Origin of the sequence: Pseudomonas sp. M30-35, assembly GCF_002163625.1 — a bacterium.
GTDB lineage: Bacteria > Pseudomonadota > Gammaproteobacteria > Pseudomonadales > Pseudomonadaceae > Aquipseudomonas.
Map to the genome: position 1 here is coordinate 1,783,221 of NZ_CP020892.1, position 19,938 is coordinate 1,803,158.

General features: G+C 53.4%; 16 protein-coding genes. 7 read left to right on the forward strand and 9 right to left on the reverse strand.

Going from position 1 to position 19,938, the window contains the following annotated elements; genetic code table 11:
- Nucleotides 1–21: 21 nt before the first annotated feature.
- A complete protein-coding gene (locus B9K09_RS08390) occupies nt 22–1,443 on the reverse strand; it encodes an amidase (RefSeq protein WP_087516379.1) in 1,422 nt (473 codons plus the stop codon).
- A 242-nt stretch (nt 1,444–1,685) separates the two neighbouring features.
- Between B9K09_RS08390 and B9K09_RS08395 the strand changes: the two genes are divergently transcribed.
- The gene (locus tag B9K09_RS08395) at nt 1,686–2,462 is read left to right on the forward strand and encodes an IclR family transcriptional regulator (RefSeq protein ID WP_087516380.1); all 777 of its coding nucleotides are present in this window, start codon (nt 1,686–1,688) and stop codon (nt 2,460–2,462) included.
- A gap of 114 nt (nt 2,463–2,576) precedes the next feature.
- A complete protein-coding gene (locus tag B9K09_RS08400; protein WP_087519038.1) occupies nt 2,577–3,539 on the forward strand; it encodes a LysR substrate-binding domain-containing protein in 963 nt (320 codons plus the stop codon).
- Between the two features lie 39 nt (nt 3,540–3,578).
- Here B9K09_RS08400 and B9K09_RS08405 read toward each other — a convergent pair whose 3' ends face one another.
- The 6 genes from B9K09_RS08405 to B9K09_RS08430 all read right to left on the reverse strand — a co-directional run bounded on the left by B9K09_RS08405 (nt 3,579) and on the right by B9K09_RS08430 (nt 10,974).
- Nucleotides 3,579–5,135: an AbgT family transporter gene (locus tag B9K09_RS08405; protein WP_087516381.1), complete on the reverse strand. Its 1,557-nt coding sequence runs from the start codon at nt 5,133–5,135 to the stop codon at nt 3,579–3,581.
- Between the two features lie 27 nt (nt 5,136–5,162).
- Entirely contained in the window at nt 5,163–6,320 is a 1,158-nt protein-coding gene (locus B9K09_RS08410) for a M20 family metallopeptidase (RefSeq protein ID WP_087516382.1), read from the reverse strand.
- Between the two features lie 419 nt (nt 6,321–6,739).
- Nucleotides 6,740–7,678: a DMT family transporter gene (locus B9K09_RS08415; RefSeq protein ID WP_087516383.1), complete on the reverse strand. Its 939-nt coding sequence runs from the start codon at nt 7,676–7,678 to the stop codon at nt 6,740–6,742.
- A 218-nt stretch (nt 7,679–7,896) separates the two neighbouring features.
- Nucleotides 7,897–9,204 (reverse strand): CitMHS family transporter, encoded by a 1,308-nt coding sequence (locus tag B9K09_RS08420; protein ID WP_087516384.1) that lies wholly within the window; start codon nt 9,202–9,204, stop codon nt 7,897–7,899.
- Nucleotides 9,205–9,298: 94 nt separating this feature from the next.
- Nucleotides 9,299–9,622 (reverse strand): hypothetical protein, encoded by a 324-nt coding sequence (locus B9K09_RS08425; protein WP_177408652.1) that lies wholly within the window; start codon nt 9,620–9,622, stop codon nt 9,299–9,301.
- Nucleotides 9,622–10,974, reverse strand: a complete 1,353-nt coding sequence (locus B9K09_RS08430) for an acyclic terpene utilization AtuA family protein (RefSeq protein WP_087516386.1) — start codon at nt 10,972–10,974, stop codon at nt 9,622–9,624. Before B9K09_RS08430 ends, B9K09_RS08425 begins: the two co-directional genes overlap by 1 nt.
- 105 nt (nt 10,975–11,079) lie before the next feature.
- Between B9K09_RS08430 and B9K09_RS08435 the strand changes: the two genes are divergently transcribed.
- From B9K09_RS08435 to B9K09_RS22785, 4 genes are all read left to right on the forward strand, one after another.
- Nucleotides 11,080–11,958, forward strand: a complete 879-nt coding sequence (locus B9K09_RS08435; RefSeq protein ID WP_087516387.1) for a LysR family transcriptional regulator — start codon at nt 11,080–11,082, stop codon at nt 11,956–11,958.
- Nucleotides 11,959–12,081: 123 nt separating this feature from the next.
- The gene (aceK, locus tag B9K09_RS08440; protein WP_087516388.1) at nt 12,082–13,812 is read left to right on the forward strand and encodes a bifunctional isocitrate dehydrogenase kinase/phosphatase; all 1,731 of its coding nucleotides are present in this window, start codon (nt 12,082–12,084) and stop codon (nt 13,810–13,812) included.
- 49 nt (nt 13,813–13,861) lie between these two features.
- Nucleotides 13,862–15,895, forward strand: coding sequence for a TonB-dependent receptor (locus B9K09_RS08445; protein ID WP_256574276.1), 2,034 nt, complete (start codon nt 13,862–13,864; stop codon nt 15,893–15,895).
- Nucleotides 15,896–16,016: 121 nt separating this feature from the next.
- Nucleotides 16,017–16,151 carry a PA1414 family protein gene (locus tag B9K09_RS22785; protein ID WP_256574277.1) on the forward strand — a complete coding sequence of 45 codons (135 nt, stop codon included), beginning with the start codon at nt 16,017–16,019 and terminating at the stop codon, nt 16,149–16,151.
- A 217-nt stretch (nt 16,152–16,368) separates the two neighbouring features.
- Here the strand turns inward: B9K09_RS22785 and B9K09_RS08450 are convergent, their stop codons facing one another.
- Both B9K09_RS08450 and speB read right to left on the reverse strand, forming a co-directional pair.
- Nucleotides 16,369–17,766, reverse strand: coding sequence for a sodium:solute symporter (locus B9K09_RS08450; protein WP_087516390.1), 1,398 nt, complete (start codon nt 17,764–17,766; stop codon nt 16,369–16,371).
- Nucleotides 17,767–17,890: 124 nt separating this feature from the next.
- Nucleotides 17,891–18,850, reverse strand: coding sequence for an agmatinase (speB, locus tag B9K09_RS08455; protein ID WP_087516391.1), 960 nt, complete (start codon nt 18,848–18,850; stop codon nt 17,891–17,893).
- 170 nt (nt 18,851–19,020) lie between these two features.
- Between speB and B9K09_RS08460 the strand changes: the two genes are divergently transcribed.
- Nucleotides 19,021–19,932 carry a LysR family transcriptional regulator gene (locus tag B9K09_RS08460; protein ID WP_087516392.1) on the forward strand — a complete coding sequence of 304 codons (912 nt, stop codon included), beginning with the start codon at nt 19,021–19,023 and terminating at the stop codon, nt 19,930–19,932.
- Nucleotides 19,933–19,938 lie beyond the last annotated feature (6 nt).

The following is a 19,938-nucleotide window of genomic DNA, read 5'->3' on the forward strand; positions in this document are numbered from 1 at the left end:
GTAGTGGGGGTATATCTGCCGTCAGGCCAGTGGGCGTGTGGTGTGAGGCTTGCTTATCGTCTCGAAGGCTTGGGCGAACTTGAGCAAGGTCAACTCATCGCGATAGCGGCCGATGATCTGCAGCCCGACGGGTAATCCATCGTCGCTAAAACCACACGGAACCGAGATGGCTGGATGGCCTGAGAGTGTGATTAGCGAGCAAGAATTCATCCATTCGATGTAATTGTTCATCGATTGCTCGCCGATACGTTCGACGAAAGGCTGTTCCACCGGGAATGGCAACACTTGGCTGACTGGCGCGATGATAAAGTCATATCGCTCAAGCAACGCTTGGGTATCACGGAATAACCGCGCTCTGACCGCTTCAGCATCAATCACATCCTGGCTACTAAAACGCTGCGCTAGCTCGACGTTCCAGATCACTGTGTCTTTGAAGTGCTGACGTTGAGTCTTGAGCAAGTGGCCATAGCCTGTAGCGTAGGTCAGCGCACGTAACACTTGGAAGGCTTCTGCTGCGCCGCTGAAATCGGGTTCCGCATGTTCGACTGTACAACCCAGATCAGCAATGCGTTTTGCGCCAATTTCAGTCATCGCGCGTACCGCTGGATCCACCGGCAGCCCACCTAAGTCTGGGCTGTAAGCGATCCGTGCGTGCTTCCAGTCGTCTTGCGCAAGGTCACGGAACTGGTTAGCGGGTGATTCGATGGTGAGTGGGTCGCGTCGGTCAGGACCGGCGATCACACTCAGCAATAACGCCACGTCTGCCACGCAACGCCCCATCGGACCGGCTACCGTGAGTTGGCCGAAACTGTTGTTATTCGGCAAATTTGGAACGCGACCAACCGAGGGGCGTAAACCCACCACATTGCAGAAGCTGGCCGGGTTGCGCAGTGATCCACCCATATCTGAGCCATCCGCCAGAGCGACCATGCCCGAGGCGAGGGCAACCGCTGCTCCACCGCTGCTACCTCCGCAGGTTTTTGACGGCGCATAAGGATTGCGGGTCGCGCCAAAAACGCTATTGAAGGTCTGCGAGCCTGCACCGAACTCTGGCAGGTTGCTCTTGCCCAGCAAAATAGAGCCCGCTTGCGCTTGGCGGGTGACAATTAGCGAGTCTTGAGTGGGAACATGTTCGGCATATATTTTTGAGCCCCACGTTGTACGCATGCCTGCAGTCAGAAAGGAGTCCTTGTGCGCAATCGGCAGGCCATGTAATGGGCCGAGCGATTCGCCGCGGGCTTGGCGCTGGTCAGCTGCATCGGCTTTGCGCAAGGCGCCTTCGGCATCAAGTGTCACCAGTGCGTTGAGCGTTGGGTTGTGCTGCGCAATTTTAGCCAAACAGGCTTCAGTCAGCTCGCGGGCGGATAAATGCCCTGAGCGGATTTCATTAGCCAATTCACATGCTGACCATGTCGTTAGCTCAGATTCTGGCTGCTTGGGCATGAGTAATCCTTTGAGATGTATTGCAATGCAATACATATTGTCTTTAAGAGATACTATATATACGGTAACCTTATTGACAGGGTCAAGGCAGGCGATGTCTCCGCCCCAAAAAGCGTTGAACAGCGGTTGAAGCGTTAGGCAAAGCCATTGACGCAAGCAGCAATGAACCGCAGAAATAGCCCGCAACGATAAGTTAAATAAGCACAGTCGCAGTAAAACAAGAACAGCGTTAGGGGTGTGCAGTGATTGAGAAAGACGCAAGGCAGCAGCATGCGCAATTCATCGAAACCCTCGAAAAGGGCGTTCGAGTGCTTGAGGTTTTTCGCAACGGTCAAACCTCAATAGGTCTGACAGAACTGGCACATCTCTGTCATATGAGCAAAAGCGCCGCGCAGCGCTTTACCCATACCTGGTGTGAGTTAGGTTATCTGGCTAAAGACGAGCACTCTCGTCGTTATCGATTGACCCACAAAGCCCTGGAACTGGGCTTTTTGTATCTACATACAGATCCGTTGATCAGTCGTGCCTTGCCCGCGTTGAAGCTGATTCGCGAACGCTGCAACTTGACCGTCAATCTTAGCGTGCTCAGTGGTCACGACATCGTCTATGTCATGCGTATTCCGGGACCGAACCAAACCTTTGCGGAAATGCTGCCGGGGCGACGTATGCCGGCTTGGTCAACCTCGGCTGGGCGAGTACTTTTGTCGGCATTACCCGATGAACAAATTCGCGCGAGCCTTGCCAGTGTTGAGCCGGTCCCCTACACGGCGCATACCGAGCTGGATCGCGACGTGCTGTTCGAGCAGATTGTTCAGGCCCGCAAACAGGGATATGCATTCACCCGTGATCAAGTATTGATCGGCCAGCTCGGGCTTGCCGCGCCTATTCGTAATGTGCATTTTCAAGCTGTAGCGGCCGTGAATATCACTGCCCATTCAAGCAATTGGTCCGCTGAAAAAATGCAGCAGGAGCTGGTGCCGTTGTTGATGGAAGTGACTCAGGCAGTGAGTGTTGGCTAGCGGCTGATGGCTCAGATCACCGTACGCCTAAACGCATATGCAATGTAGGTCACGTCATAAACGTACTCGGCGTGCCAGCAGCCAAACTCTTGCCTTCCTCCCAGAGGACCGATGATGCTCTTGATCGACGAAGAACTTACCCTAAAGAAGCTGGAAGTCTTTCTCGCCTTCATGCGCAGCGGCAACCTGACACGCGCTGCCAATGATTTGAAAATCAGTAACGTCAGCGTACATCGGGCTATTCACTCGCTGGAAAGTGCCTTGCGCTGCCCATTGTTCAAACATGTTGGCCGCCACTTGATCCCTCTGGAAAGCGCCTATGTGCTTGAGGATAAAGCACGCAAGCTGGTTCAAGGCGCACAAGATATGGTCCGGCAGACTCGCGAAGCTGCGGGCTTTTCGGCAGGGCGCTTCAAGTTAGGCTCACTTTACTCATTAACGGTTAAGACTGTGCCGCAACTTATAATGGGTCTGAAATTGCGCCGTAGTGAGCTGAATATTGACTTGATCCTCGGCTCAAACGTCGACCTGATGTACAAGCTGAAAGACATGGAGCTAGACGCCATTTTGGTGGCTTTGGATGAGAGCACCAATAACCTGGACTGCCAGCTGTTACCGTTATTTTCAGATGATATCTTCCTCGCGGTGCCTAATGATTCACCCTTCGCCATGCAAGCCGAAGCAGATCTGGCAGAGTTATGCGATGCACCATTCATAACCTTAGCGCAGGGCTATGCAACATTTCGCGACGGTGAACGGGTGTTTCAGCAAGCAGGCTTCGAGCCTAAAGTGGCGATGCAGGTGAATGATATCTTCACCTTGCTTAGCATGGTCAGCTCTGGTGTGGGCTATGCGTTGCTCCCAGGCCGGGTTGCAGCGGTTTATGAAGGACGCATTCGGCTGATTCCGCTCCAAGCTAAATACAACCTGCAACAACACATCGGCGTGGTTTTTCTCAAGACCAGAGAGCGCGACCCAAACCTGCTTGCGCTAGTTGCTGAGTGCCGTATGTACGCTCACAAGCATGCAGTGCAGACAGTGGATCAGAAGAGCAGAGTGTGGCCTCAGGTGGTCTAGGGTTGTTGCGATTAGCTAGACCACCGGGTGCAGCAACGGCTACATATGCATATAGATGTCTGGCCCGACCGGAAAGCCAAGCAAGGTCCACAGCAGCATAAACAATGTCCACGTCACCAGGAAGCCTAACGCGAGCGGCAGCATCGTCGCCATTAAGGTGCCAAGTTTTAACTTTGGATAGTATTGCTGCATAAACGCTAGCACCACCGCGAAGTAGGGCGACAGTGGGGAAATGATATTGGTCGTGCTATCACCCACCCTAAACATTGCCATGGTGAATGCAGGCTCGATATTCAACTGCATCAGCATCGGGATAAAAATAGGCGCAAACAAAGCAAACTGTGCAGAGCCTGACGTCATGAAAATATTCATGACTGCTGTCAGCAAAATGAAACCGACAATCAAGCTGTAGCCGGTTAACCCCAGCGAGGACAAAAACGTCGCGCCCTCAAAAGCAACCAGGCTGCCAATCCCACTCCATTTGAACAACGCAATGAACTGCGAAATCATAAAGAACAGCACCAGGATGGAGGAGAGACTCTTTATGCATTCCGTCATGATCTCGGGGATGTCTTCGGCTTTTTGAATAACCCCCGTAGCCTTACCGTAAATGTAGCCAACCCCAAGAAAGTAGATAAACAGAAAGGGGACAAAAGACTTCATGAACGGCGAAGGAATCAGTCCACCGTCGGCATTTCTGAACGGAGAGTCTGTAGGCAGCAAGATAAAAGCTATCAGCCCTATAAACGCCAAGGTGAAAAGTCCCGCTTGTTTTAATCCGCGTTTTTCTTCTGCGCTGATTTCTGTTTGTAACGCTGCTTTTGCTTTGGGATTTATGGTCAATACCGACAGCGGCAAAATCCGATTGAGCCGAGGCTCAACAATTTTGTCGACGATGATCGTACCGACAATCGCAAGCAAAATGACAGAGCAGGCGGCAAAGTAATAGTTGTCCACTGGCGACACATAAGCATCTGGGTCAATTATCCTTGCTGCTTCAGTCGCGATTCCTGAGAAAATTGCATCACCTGCGGTGACGAAGAAGCTGGCGTCGTAGCCTGCGCCAACGGCGGCGTATGCAGCGGCGGCACCGGCGATAGGGTGACGCCCAACTGACTGGAAAATCATCGCAACCAAGGGAATGAAAATCAAAAAACTGGCATCTGAAGCAATCGAAGACGACACCCCTGTAACAAACACCAGAAACGTCAGCAGGTGCCTTGGCGCCTTGGTCACGGTTTGCTTCATCACGATAGAGATAAGGCCTACGTGATCGGCAACACCGACGCCGAACATCACAACAATTATCGTACCCAGTACAGGGAAGTTGACAAAGTTACTGACCAAACTGGTAAAGATATGAACAACACCCTCTCCAGAGGCGAGGCTTTTAACCAATACCGCTTCACCCGTTTTCGGGTTCATGCTGTGAATGCCAAAATAGTTCAGTGCTGCTGAAAGTATTATCGTGAATATCAATAAATAAAAGAACAAGAAGAAAGGGTGTGGAAGCTTGTTGCCAACTTTCTCTATTGCCCCCAGAAAGCCAGATAGCTTATCCGTTTCAGGCAATACCGTTTCGACATTATTGCTCATGCGTCTTTTCCCTTTTTATACTTTATTTTAAGAAAGTAATGAGTCTGCAAGGCTTAAGTAGCAATCCTTCGCTACTGAAATAATGGAATCGTTGAAGTCATAATGAGGGTTGTGCAAGTAAGCAGAATCCAAACCGTTACCAATGAAGAAATAGCAACCGCAAACTTCTTCCAGGTAAAAGCTGAAGTCCTCTGCGCCCATGGTGGGCATATAGTCAATTTTTTCAACTTTCCCATGGTCAAAATTCTTCTTGAACGCATTTATTGCTATATCGGTTGCCTTTGGGTCATTAACGAGCGCAGGGATATCCAACAGCACGTTGAAGGCATAGTCACAGGCTCCGGAAATGCAGGCAGACTTGAGTGCGTTTTCGGTTGCGGCGACTAATAAATTACGTGTATTCAGTGAGTCGGAACGTAAACTAATGGTTAGCGTGCACGCGTCCGGGATTACATTGATTCCCTTGCGACTACCGGCCTGAATGCTGGATACCGTCACCACACCTGAGCGTAAAGGTGATAACTGCCGAGCCACTGCTGCTTGCACGTGATTGATGAACTGAGCCGCGACAACGATAGGATCGCAGGCCAAGTGGGGCATTGCAGCATGCCCGCCTTTGCCGGTGATAATGATTTCAATGGAGGTGTCGCCGCCCATTGCTGAGCCGGGCTTGGCAAAGATATAGCCTTGTTCGAAACCGGGTCGGTTATGAAAGCCGAAAATCATGTCAACTTTCGGGCTTTCCAGAACACCGTCGTCAATCATTGCCTTGGCTCCGGCCCCACCTTCTTCAGCGGGTTGGAAAATAAGTTTAATTTTCCCTTTGTATTGGTCCTTTCTCTGCATCAGTGCTTCTGCTGCACATAACAATGATGCGGTGTGGCCGTCATGGCCGCAGGCGTGCATTTTTCCATCGATCGTTGATTTGTAAGGAATGCAGTTTTGCTCATGAATGGGCAGTGCATCCATATCACTTCGAAATGCAATACAAGGTCCCGGCCGCTGGGTATCCAGCAAACCAACGACACCCGTCTTGCCAAGCCCTTCGGATACTACATAACCTAGGTCTTTGAGGATTTTGGCGACTAATTGCGCAGTGTTAGTTTCTTCATATTTGAGTTCAGGGTGCTTGTGAATTTCATGCCTGAGTTCAATGTATTTACTGATGTCGAGATGTGTATTCATTGTTGTTATTACTCTCTACTTAAGCGGCCACTGTATGCGTGAATATAAAAATATGCGCAAGATTTCAACGCTATACGTTTAACTTCGTATTTAACCAAGATGCTGTATAAGTGATATCGCGTAATAAATACTTAGCTGGGGCATGCGTGGACTCCACGAGGTTGCGCAATTGTGGAGTTACCTTAGGCAGATGAGTTGATGCTCATCAATCAAGCTGGTTGAACCATTATTACTCTTGGGCTAATAGTAATTTGTTTCGACCAGACTTTAGCGCTGTTGACAGGCATTCAACTGGCTACAAAGAGTCGTAATGTTGTTCTGCAGATATGTGCTGATACAGCATATTACTGACTGAAGTTACCCCGCTGGCGCGCATAGTGCATATGCCAGAGGGGGTTGTTTGCAAGCGTGGCTGAAAACTACTGCACGGTTTTGTCGGTTACCAACGGGGCGGCTGGAGGTGCAATGGTCGCAGTTGGAGTGCTTGGCCTGACCACCAGCCATAATGCTACAGCGATAATGGCGCCACCGTAGACGTAAGCCCAGGACAAAGGCTCATCAAGCAATAGCCAGCCCCAGAGCACACCGAAGATAGGGATCAAGAAAGTCGTGGTTGATGCCTGAACCGGACCGATATCGCTTATCAAGCGGAAATACAGCACGTATGCAAATGCGGTGCAGATAAACCCAAGCCCCGCCAACGACAGCCATTCATTGCTGCCACCCCATGAAGCCGGTGGCTGCACGATCAGAGAGCCGATAAATAGCGGGGTCAGGAACAAGCTGGCACCAACCAAGCTGCTAAAGGCTGTTAGGCGATTGTCGAGCCCGCCTTGTTGGCCAATCCATTTACGGGTCAGAAACCCGGCAAAACCATAGCAGGTCGTTGCCACAAGGCAGGCTGCGGCGCCCAGCAGCATTTGCAAGTCGATGTTTACAGGGCCGGTTTGGGTCAAGAGCCATACACCAAACAAGCCTAAGGCAACGCCAACAGCTTTGCTGGTGGTAAGCGCCTCACTGAAAAACAGCATGCCAATGAGAACACCCATCAGCGGTGTCATCGCATTGAAGATGGATGAATAGCCAGCAGGCAACACTAAAGCGGCTAGGCAGTACATCGCCGAAGGCAGGCCAGCGTTGATAGTGCCGAGCACCAGGCATTGTTTGAGTTTGCCGCGGAAGTCCCATTTGACCCGCATGATCAGCAGGATCACCAGCAAGCCCAAGGCGCCAAGAGTGGCGCGAAAGAATGCAGTCGGCATGCTGCCAAGTACCGGTGCGACGACACGCATAAACATGAAGCTGGCGCCCCAGATGGCGGCAAGCAACAGCAGTCGACTCAAATCAATCAAGCGCACGGTACAACTCCAGGCAGAAGTAGCCAGAAAGTGTTGCCGTCAACCGTCGTTAATGCAATACACAGTTGAGGTTTAAAAATGCCCACACTGTATTGCCTGCGCAGGCAGAGTACGAAAACTGCCGAGCCCCAACTGAGGTTTCGGCAGTTTTCGTTTGTGCGCATGTGCTCAAGCCTTACTGAACATGGCGTGCTGAAACCTGTTGTTCAGCGCACTGCTCAGATTTGTACTGCGCCAGTAATCAACGCAGCTGCCAGCATGGTTAGGCTCACACCCCACGCCCAGAAGAAGGTGTAGGCGATGTGTTTGCGTAACTCGACTCCTGCCAGTGCAAGGGCGAGGTAGACGCTTGGCACAACTGGGCTGATTGCGAAACCGGTGTTTTCACCAATCAGCATGGCTCGCGCAACTGATTCCAAAGGCACACCTGCTGCCACGGCAACGTCGCGAATAACGGGTAACAGGGCAAAGTAGTAGGCGTCCGGTGAGAAGATCATGCCCAGCGGAACACCGAAAAAGCCAACCAGTACGTGTAGGTATTGAGCCGATCCGTGGGGCAGGATGTCGATGATCGACAGGGCCATCGCATCAGACATCTTGGCCCCAGACAGCACGCCAAGCAGCACTGCGGCAGCCATCATCACCAGCGACATTTGCAGTGCGTCGGCCGCGTGCGCCTTGATCCGTTCGGTCTGCACATTGATATCCGGAAAATTCAGCGGCAAGGCGATGCCAAGCCCCACCATGAAGCACGCATACAGCGGGAAGGTACCGGTAAACAAACAGGCCAGAATAGCCACGGTGAGCGCAACGTTGCACCAGTAACGCAGGGTGCGCGGCGACAAGCCAAACTCTCGCGACTCAGGCTGCCCGAGGCTGGGGTCGAAGGTTGCGGCTGCGCCGAGGGACTTGGGCGCATTGCGTTGGGCACGCAGGCCAAGCCACGCGGCAATCATTAGCATCATCGCCAGCCCGAGTAGCTGCAAGGGGAGGAGGCCGAGCCAGAGCTCAGTCGCATCCAGACCGGTGGTGGCTGCCGCGCGAGCTGTAGTGCCGCCCCACGGCACCATATTGATGACTCCAGCCGTGGTGCCAACAAGCATCAACAGCAGGTTAGGGCTCATGTTTAAACGCTTGTAGAGAGGCAGCAGCGCAGGGATGACCAGCAAGAAGGTCGCGGCACCCACGCCGTCAAGATGGACTGATGCGGTAATCAACACCGTGACCAGTGCGACCGCTATTGGCTTGCCGCCGGTACGCCGAATCAGGAAATTGACCAGCGGATCGAACAGTCCGCGGTCGCGCATGATGCCGAAGTAAAGAATGGCGAATAGAAAAAGCGCAGCAGTTGGCGCCACGGTTATCAACCCGCTCTTGATAAAGTCACCGACTTCGGCGGGTGTGAAACCAGCCAGCAGGCAGATAGCGACCGGAACAGTAGTGAACGCCACTACCGGACTCATCTTACGCAACAAAATTAGCGAGATGATGCCAAGCATCATCAGGAAACCCATGGCGGTGATCATTATTCAACCTCAATAATTATTTTTATTGTTCAATGTGTCGCCTGCTAAAAGCGACGACTTTTATGGCTTCAGCAATGCCGCAAAGCAGACTCGCTCAATCCGGTGGCGGTAACTGCATGGCCAACAACAGATAGCTCAGGCTTTTACCGTGGCGATCAAGTCCGGGGCTGCGGGTCACTCCGCCTTCCAGGGCGCCTTCCAAAACAAAGTTGAGTGCCTGCAGTGAGTCGATTTCATAGCGTTTGATGGCAGTTGGGCGACGTCCAGCAAACTGCTCGCCAATTCGTTCTGGGGTTAACTCACGCTTGAGCCATTGATAATGTTCGGGGTTCAGCGGGAACACGGCTATGCAGAGAATGTTGCCCTTGTCACCCGCACGCGCATGGGCATAGTCGGCCAAGGTAATGGTTGTATTCATCAGTACCACTCCAGTCGGGTTTGAACTGCGCTGCGTGGGATCAGAAAGTCGCGGGTGGTGATGGATTCACTGAGGTGTCTGCGCACTCCGCCACCACCAGCAGGGCCGTTGGTGTAGAGCGATTCAACCTCAGCCTGAAGCTGCTCAATCAGTTGGCGATTTTCATCAACGATACCGACCCGGACCTGTACATCTTCCACCGTTGGCGACTGAGCAAGGCACTTGCTCAGGTAGTCGCTGTGCTGGTCATTGAACAGGCTGGCAACACCCACCAGATCAATCCTTGGCGTGAGCTGCGGCGCCAATTGGGCAAAGCGTTGCAGCAATATTTCGCGTGCGAGGCTGGCTCGCTCCACCGCCCCAGGGCCCGCGTAGCTAATTGATGCTTCGCCGAACCAGAGGCCGCGCATGCCCGCCAAACCCTTGAGCGTGTCCGGGCGCGGATGGCCTTGAATGCCTGCAACCCTGACCCGGTTTTCGTCGATCTGCTCAACGCTGACTTGGCTTATGTCGAGTATTACGTCCGGGGTCAGGTAGCGACGCGGGTCGTGAATTTCGTAAAGCAATTGCTCTTTGACCGTGCGTTCATTCACGCACCCGCTGGTGCCTTTGACCTTGGTCACGATCAGCTCACCGCTGCTGCTGATCTCAATGATCGGGCAATCAAGGTTGGCCGGATTAGGCACATCCTTAATTCCGGGGTGGGCAAAATAGCCGCCGGTAACCTGAGTGCAACACTCCAACAGATGGCCTGCGGTTGTGGCGATCGCCATTTTTTGCCAGTCATCAAAGGCCCAGCCCAAACCATGGCGAATAGGCCCTACTGCCAGCGAAGGGTCGGCCGCTCTGCCGCACAGCACGATATTGGCACCTTGCTCCAAAGCCTGAGTGATGCCATCGGCGCCGGTATAGACATTTACCGAGACCAACTCGCCCGGCAATTCGCGAGTCGCCAGCCACTGCTGTAATTGTTGCTCGCCCAGCTCAAGGAGATCATCACCCAACACGCAGGCAATTTTCAGCCCGGGGTGGCGACCGGCAAGCTTATTGCGCAGGTTCAGTGCCGCGGCCTTGGGGTTAGCCGCGCCACCATTGGTGATGATTGGAATGCCTGACTCGATGCAGATATCGAGAATCGGGTCGAGAAAGTCAAACAAGCGAGAGGCGTAACCACTGTTAGCGTCTAGCTGTTTGCGCAGTTGAGCTTCGGCAAGGGTGCGCTCGGCAAGCAGCTCGAGCATTAAATAGCGCTTTCCAGAGCATGTGGCCAAGCTTTGGGCCAAGCGCAAGGTTGCGTCTGGGCGATCATTGGCAAAACCCGCTCCGCAACCGATGTGAATTGTATTTGTCATGGTTTAAAGCTCGGTATGTGTGCCCGAGCAATAGTGGCGTCAATTGATATTTCTGTGAATTTTAATTATAAGAACAACTATTCCAATAATTCTAATAGATCAATTATGGACATTAACTTCCGGCAACTGCGCGCTTTTACGTTGATCGCGCAAACGTTGAGCTTCACCCGCACCTCGGAGTTATTGCATTTGTCGCCGCCGGCACTCAGCTACAGCATCCGCAAACTAGAGGAAGCGCTCGGGCTAAAGCTGTTCGCCCGTAATACCCGTAGCGTTGAGTTAACCCCTGCTGGCGAGCATTTTTTGCCGCAGGCACAGCAACTGTTACGGGTCATGGGCGATGCCGTCAGCGATGCTCAGGAGCTGTTGAATCTGGACAGCGGCACTTTGCGTCTGGCGGCCTTGCCGACCGCCGCTGCGTCATTTTTGCCTGGGGCGATTGCCGCCTTTAGCTGTGATCATCCAGGGGTGCAGGTATCGTTGCAGGATGGTCGGGCAGGGGAAGTTAAAGACTGGGTGCTCAGTGGTGAGGTTGACGTGGGTATCACCTCGTTGCCCGAAGATATGTTGGGGCTTGAGTTCAAGCATTTGGTCAATGACAACCTTGTGCTTCTGGTGCGAGATGAGGGCTTTGATACCGAAAGCTGGAAAACGCGGCCCTACATTGCTTTAACTGCGGACACCAGTATTCGTCCGCTGGCGGATATGACGCTCCACCATTTGGGTGTGAGTACCGATCCGGCATGGCAAGTCGCACACATGAGCACTGCCGCCGCCATGGTCCGTGAAGGGTTGGGATTTACGTTATTACCGACGAGTTGCATGTCCTTTTTACACCTTGGCGAAGCGCTGCAAGTGTTGTCTGTCGCGCAACCTGTTCAGCGCTCTTTGGGGCTGCTGCAACGTAAGCCAGTGAGACAAACACCGGCCATGCAAATGTTTATCCATTACCTCGACAACTGTTTGAGCAAGGCACCGGCCTAAACTGCTTTCGCCGGTGAGGGCGGCGTTCAGCAGTTAACCCTTTGGATGTCCGTATTTACTTTCGCTGAGTCGGGCATGTGACTAAGCTCGGCCACAAAGCAATATTTCAGCAGAGGATTGCCCATGACTCAGCAAACTCCAGCGGCAGATATCGCTCGCCATACGCTTGATGGCTTTGACGATTATCGCGAGGCGTTCCGCCAGATCACCGATGGCGCCCGTGCGCGTTTTGAACAAGCGCAATGGCAGGCCGGGCAAAGCGCGTCGGCAGCGCGGATCAACCTCTATGAAGATAAGGTCAAGGAGGTCAGTCAGCGCCTGCGCGAGACCTTTGGCGATGAGTTATTTGATGTGCAGCTGTGGCCGCTGGTCAAAACCGCTTATATCAAGCTGATTGACACGCGTTTTGACGATGAACTCTCTGAAACCTGGTTTAACTCGATTTTTTGCAGTTTGTTCAACCACGATCAAATCAGCGATGGCTGCATGTTTATTCATACCACTCGGCCTGCCATAAACAGTCGTCAACGTGCTGCACAGACGCGTCGCTACACGTTGGGCGCTGATCATGCACAGGCCCGTGGCCTGAGCTTGATGCTCGAAGCTATCTTCAATGATTACAGCTTCAGTGCGCCGTTTGAGGACTTGCCGCGTGACCTTGCACGGCTTGAGGCGCAAATGCGTGAAAACCTGCCTGACTGGGTGTGCAAGGACCCGAACCTGACCATTGAGCTGTTTTACTCGGTGCTCTATCGCAACAAAGGCGCGTATCTGGTCGGGCGCGTGTTCAACCAAGATGAGCAATGGCCGCTGGTGTTTCCATTGCTGCACCGCGAGGGTCTGGGGATTCAGGTCGATGGGCTGATTACCGATGAGGCCGAGGTGTCGATAATCTTCTCGTTCACCCGCTCATATTTCATGGTTGATGTAGAGATCCCTGCGGAGTTTGTTAGCTTTCTCAAGCGCATTTTGCCGGGCAAGCACATTGCCGAGCTATACAGCTCTATCGGTTTTTACAAGCACGGAAAGTCTGAGTTCTACCGGGCGCTAATCAATCATTTGGCGAGTACTGACGACCAGTTCGTCATGGCGCCAGGTGTACGCGGCATGGTCATGAGCGTGTTTACCTTGCCGGGCTTCAATACTGTATTCAAGATCATCAAGGACCGCTTTTCGCCGACCAAGAACGTGGTGCGTAGCACGGTCATTGAGAAGTACCGGCTGGTTAAAAGTGTCGATCGGGTAGGGCGTATGGCCGACACTCAGGAATTCGCAGATTTTCGCTTCCCAAAATCTAAATTTACCCCAGAGTGCTTGGCTGAACTGCTCGAGGTTGCACCGTCCACGGTCGAGGTTGAAGGTGAGACGGTTCTGGTGCGCCACTGCTGGACTGAGCGACGCATGACGCCGCTTAACTTGTATGTTGAAAATGCCAGTGAGGCGCAAGTGCGTGAAGCGCTTGAGGACTATGGCCTAGCGATCAAACAGTTGGCAGCCGCCAATATATTTCCGGGCGACATGTTGCTGAAAAATTTTGGTGTGACGCGTCATGGCCGGGTGGTGTTTTATGATTATGACGAAATCAGTTTTCTGACTGAAGTAAACTTCAGGCGTATACCTGAGCCGCGCTATCCAGAAGATGAAATGGCGTCTGAGCCCTGGTATTCAGTCGCGCCCAATGATGTGTTTCCGGAGGAGTTTCCTCCATTTCTATTTGCCGATATCAAACAGCGGCGACTATTCAGTCAGCTGCATGGCGAACTTTACGATGCCGATTACTGGAAGAGCCTGCAGGCGGCGATCGTTGAAGGTAAAGTCATCGATGTATTTCCGTATCGACGAAAATCCGAATAGTCCAGTTGGCGTGAGCCGCTGAATATTCATCAGTATTAAAGAGGTTGTTTTGAAGTTAACCATGGTAGCGGCCGGCGTGCTGCTGGGAACAAATGCAGGCTTAACACACGCAGCTGAGCGCAGCGAAACAGACGCACTCGAAATGGCACCGCTGATTATTACTTCACAGCGTACAAGCACGCGCTGGCTGAGCACCCCTGCGGCGGTGAGTGTGGTTGAAAGCGATAAGTCCAGCGCCGAAAAGAACCTCACGCTACAGGGTTTACTCGCTTCTGTGCCTGGTGTGTTTAGCCAGAACCAATACAACCTGGCGCAAGGCTTGCGCCCGTCGATTCGCGGCTTTGGTTCACGCGGCAACTTTGGTGTGCGTGGCGTGCGGGTGTTGGTCGACGGCGTGCCGCTGACCATGCCCGACGGCCAGACCGAGCTTGATGGTCTTGATCTGGGGTTGGTTGAGCGCATGGAAGTCTTGCGCGGCCCGTCTTCGGTGCTTTACGGCAATGCGGCCGGTGGCGTCCTGGATATTGAAACGCGGCAACCGCTTGCCACACCATACAGTTTCTTTGACCTCAGCATGGGCGAGCTGGGTTACCAGCGCGCTCGGGTAGAAACGGGCGGCACCGTGGGTGATATCGGTGGGCTGTTGGCATTCAACAGCACCCAGTCAGAGGGGTATCGCGATCATGCCAAAGCTGAAACCAACAGTCTGACCGGCAAGCTGAATTGGTACAGCGACTACGGCCGTTTGGGCATCAATTTCAATGCCATCGACAACCGTGCTGAAGATCCCGGTGGTCTCAATGCCAGTGAAGTCGCCGATGATCGCGGTCAGGCGGCGCCGAATAACCTGCGCTACGACGCCGATGAATGGATTCGCCAGCAGCGTTTAAGTGCCGTTTGGGATGGATACGGTGCTGGTGATGATGAATATCAGGTGCGCACCTATGTCGGGCAGCGTCAATTTGGTAACAGCTTGTCGTTCACCAATGGCGGACAAACCACCTTTGATCGCATGTTTGCCGGTATTGGCAGCCAATACAGCCACCGCGAAGAGCTGCTGGGCATGTCGCACAAATTCACCGGCGGGTTTGATCTTGAACTCCAGCGTGATGACCGCAGGCGCTACGACAATTTGCTGGGCGAGCGCGGTGACGAAACCCTCAAGCAAGATGAAAACGCTGACAGTAGCGGTATCTTTATCGAAGATCAGATCGACCTGAGCGATGACTGGCAAGCGACCTTGGGTGTGCGTTACGACCGTGTACGTTTGTCGGTTGATGACCGTTTTCTCAGCGATGGCGATGACTCTGGCTCACGTAATCTGCAAGATTGGAATTACAGCGCGGGCTTGAGCTATCGACTTGATCCACATCAGTCGGTGTACGCCAAGGTCGGCACTTCATTCGAAACGCCAACCATCAGTGAGCTGGCGAACCCTAACGGCGGTGGTTTCAACTCGTCGCTGGATCCCGTACGCACACTCAACCGCGAAATTGGCTTGAAGGGGGAGTGGTCAACCCTGCGTTATGACGTGGCGTTGTTTAGCATGGAGCTTGATGACGAACTGGTTGGCTACAGCCTTCCGGGCCAGTCAGGTCGCAACTATTACCGCAATGCCGGCAAGTCACGCCGAGATGGTCTTGAGATGAGCCTCAGTTGGCAAGTGGCCGAGGCTTGGCGTTTGACCGGGGCGTACTCATACAGCCGCTTCAAGTTCGATGATTATCAAGTTGATGACAACGATTATCATGACAACTCACTGGCTGGCATCCCGCAACAAACCCTGTTTACTGAAGTTGCTTATGAGCACAACGACAACTACGCCCGCTTGAATATGAGCGCGTATGACTCGATGTATGCCAATGATGCCAACAGCGTCGAAGTCAGCGGTTATGCTCTGACCAACTTGCGGGTTGGCAAGCGTATCAAAGCGGGCGAGCAGACGTGGGAGCCGTATCTGGGGGTCGATAATGTGTTCGACCGCGATTACTACGACAATGTGCGGATTAACGATGCCAACGGCCGCTATTTTGAACCGGGGCCAGGGCGCACGGTCTATGCCGGGCTGCGTGTAACATTTTGAGCAAAGTTGCTGGTGAATAACTGACGAGTATCAATCTGGCGCAGAGTCATTCAAGGTAATCTATGCTTAGTACAGGACGTGACTCACGTCTTGCCCGTAAGCCTTGGCAGGAGGAAGTTAAATGATCGCCAAGATGCAGAATGCTTTTCACGATCTTCTGGTCGCGCTGGGGCTGCTTGACCGGCCTAAGCTGCAACCCATTCCCGTGCGCAACGACGATTCTCGTCGGCCACGAGAGCCGCGCCGCCAGCGCTGAGCCTTGCTCAGTTGTTCACGCCGCTAAAGCTTGGTCAGTGGTTCGCACTACTGACCAGCCATTCGTGCAGCCGAAACTCTTAATCTGACCGCTATGCAGCGCCACATGAATGTGGCGATTGCAACATTTCAACATTTCAACATTTCAACAGTGCAGCAGTGCAGCAGTGCAGCAGTGCGACCGGGCGTAGAATTTACGCCCGGCAACGCTTGGTTAATTAACTCTCAGTGGTCGCGAGTGTCTGTGTGGCAGCCGGTTTTTCCGAACACAGACTCACCAGTACAAAGCTGACTGCGCCAACCGCCAGGCTGTAGTAGATCGGTGTATTGGCTTCGAGGCCGTCGATAAACATGAAAACCGCCGCCGTGAGGCTACCCAGCGCCATACTTGCAATGGCGCCAGCAGTGGTTGCGCGCGTCCAGTAAATCGCACCCAACAACGGAATCAGCATGCCACCGACCAGCAGGTTGTAAGCCATGGTCAGAGCGCTGATAACATCACTGACGAGTAACGCAATCACCAGTACCACACAGCCCAGCAGCAGCGTGAAAACACGGTTTACATGTGCGCTTTCACTGGTGTTTTTGCGCTTGCTGAAAAGCGGCCAAAGATCTTGTGCTGCGGTGGTTGAGGCTGCCAATAGCCCGGCGCTGGCGGTCGACATCAGCGCAGCCAGCGCGGCGGCAATGACTAGCCCGCGTACGCCATCGGGTAGGCTGGTTTGGACAATGCTGGCAAAGGCATCGTTGACGTTAGCCAAGTCGGGCAATACCACTTTGGCAGCCATGCCGATAATCGCAGCGGCCAAGCCGTAAAAGATGCAGTAGATGCCCGCTGCTGTACCGGAGATCTTGGCGACCTTCTCGCTGCGCGCGGTGAACACGCGTTGCCAGATGTCTTGGCCGATAAAGATGCCGAAGAAGTAGATCAGGAAGTAGGTGATGATGGTGTCCCAGCCAATCGCGGTCAGCGAGAAGTAGCTGGCAGGGAGTTTCTCGACCAGCGCATCCCAGCCGCCAGCGTCGCTGACCGACATCGGCATCAGGATGAACACCAAGCCAATGGTCATGATCAGAAACTGCACGATGTCCGTCAGGCTCAGCGACCACATGCCGCCAATGGTTGAATAGGCAACGACAATACCGCCACCAATCAGCACGGTCATCCAGAACGGCATACCAAACAGCACCTGCATCACCGTACCGATGGCGATGGTTGAAATGGCACCGATCATCAGGGCGTAGATCAGCATGATGGCTGCGCTTGCGTGCCGTGCTGTTGGGCTATAGCGCCGCTCAAGGACCTGAGTGACGGTATATATCTTGAGTTTTAACAGTGGTTTGGCGAGCAACAGGCTGATGCCGATGATGCCCAGGCCCAGTGAGGCACACAGCCAGAAACCGGAGAGGCCGTAGACATAACCGAGGCGCACAGTGCCGATGGTTGATGCGCCGCCGAGCACGGTTGCAGCCATTGTGCCGAGGTAGAAAGCCGGGCCTAGATTGCGGCCAGCCACCAGATAATCTTCACGACTCCTGGCCCGGCGCATGCCGTAGAAACCCAAGCCCAGCATGGCCGCAACGTAAATCACGATTACCAACATATCTAGAGTCATTTTTAGCGTCTCTTTTAATTGTTTTTATGTTTCGTACTTGTCACAGCGCAAACCCTTGAATCGGGTCACCCGATTGTGTTTGCGCAGCCAGTCCATAGGCTGTAGTCAGGTTGTTCTCTGACGTTTAGCGATGTTCTACACCTGGAAGCACGCAGAGCATTTCGTAAAGCAGGTTGGCACCGAGCAGCGAGGTATTGCCGGTGGTGTCGTAAGGCGGGGAAACCTCAACCAAGTCACCGCCAATCAGGTCCAGGCCTTGGCAACCACGAATGATTTCAATCGCCTGAATGGTGGTCAGGCCGCCGATTTCCGGGGTGCCGGTGCCGGGTGCCCATGCAGGGTCGATGCCATCGATATCAAACGACAGGTAAACCGGACCGCCACCGACTTTCTCGCGGACTTCCGCCATCAGCGGCTCAAGCGACTTGTGCCAGCACTCCTCGGCTTGTATTACGCGGAAACCTTGTTTGCGGCTCCAGTTGAAGTCTTCGGCGGTGTAACCCTGGGCTCGCAGACCAATCTGGCATACGCGATCGCAATCAAGCAGACCTTCTTCAACGGCGCGGCGGAAGGTGGTGCCATGCGCGATTTTTTCGCCAAACATGTGGTCATTGACGTCAGCGTGGGCGTCGATATGGACCAAGCCGACTTTGCCGAACTTCTTCTTGATCGCGCGTAAAATTGGCAGGGTGACGGTGTGATCACCGCCGAGCGTCAGCGGCAGAATGCCGTCTTCAAGAATCTGCTCGTAAGCCTCTTCAATGATGCGCACTGCCTCGGCCATGTTGAAGGTGTTGATTGGTACATCACCGATATCGGCGATGTTCAACGAATCAAACGGGGCAGCGCCGGTGGCCATGTTGTATGGGCGGATCATTACCGATTGGGCACGGATTTCACGAGGGCCGAAACGGGTGCCAGAACGCAGCGAGGTGCCAATATCCAGAGGGATACCAACAAAGCCAACGTCGAGTTTTTTGCGTTCTTCTGGGGTTTGGATATGCGGCAGGCGCATCATGGTGGCGATGCCGCCGAAACGCGGCATTTCATTACCGCCCAGGGGCTGGTGCAGAATCTTGTCCATGGGGGAAGGCCTCACAGTCGTTATGGTTGTAATGTGTGTTGTGCTGATTCTTGGCCATCGCCGCTCTGCGACAAATCTCTGAGAGCAAAAAATTAGTTTAGAAATATCTAAACTAATGGCTAAGGCCTTAGAATCCCCAGAATGCGGATTAATGTTGTTGCGGAGTTGTTATGAGCCAGGCTTTACCCGACCTGAAATTGCTAAAGATCTTTGCCAGCGTGGTGCGTCACCAAGGCTTCGCGGCGGCTCAGCAAGAACTCAAACTGTCGACCTCCGCGATCAGCACCTACATGAGTCAACTCGAGGGCAGCCTTGGATTAAGCCTGTGTCACCGCGGTCGGGGAGGCTTTAGTCTGACCAGCAAGGGCGAGCTGTTTCATCAGGAAACTTTACGCTTGCTCGGTGAGCTAGAGGGTTTTGAACGCTACTCGGCAGCGCTTAAAGGCGAGCTGCGCGGCACTCTGAATCTCGGTGTTCTTGACTCAACGGTAAGCGATACGGCTTTACCATTAGCTGAAGTAATTGGTGCTTACAGCCATGAGCATCCGGCGGTGCACATGCATTTGTCGGTCTTGAGTCCGTATGAATTACAGCTCGCGGTTTTGGATAACCGCCTGGATATTGCCATCGGTGCATTCTCAACCCGCATGAATGGTCTGTTCTATCAGCCGCTGTACCGTGAGCAGCATTGGTTGTATTGCAGCGAACGGCATTCGCTGTTTAAACAGCGGCGCATTCCTGCCGAGGTGATTACCCAGCAGCGCATGGTCGGTCGTGGTTACTGGAGTCAGGCAGAGCTGGCGCGCCACGGTTTCAAGCACAGTGCGGCGACTGTTGAGTCGATGGAGGCTCAGTTGATCCTCGTGTTGTCGGGTGCTTACATCGGCTATTTGCCTGAACACTACGCACAACATTGGGTCGAATTGCAGCAGTTGCAGGTATTGTTGCCGGCAACCTTTGGTTATCAAGCGCCGTTCTCCCTGATTATTCGCCGAGGTCGCTCGCGTGAGCCGTTGATTCAAACCTTCCGTGATCTGCTCAAGACCCAATTGAATGCGGTTGATAAGCACGCTGCTGGCTAAGGAGCC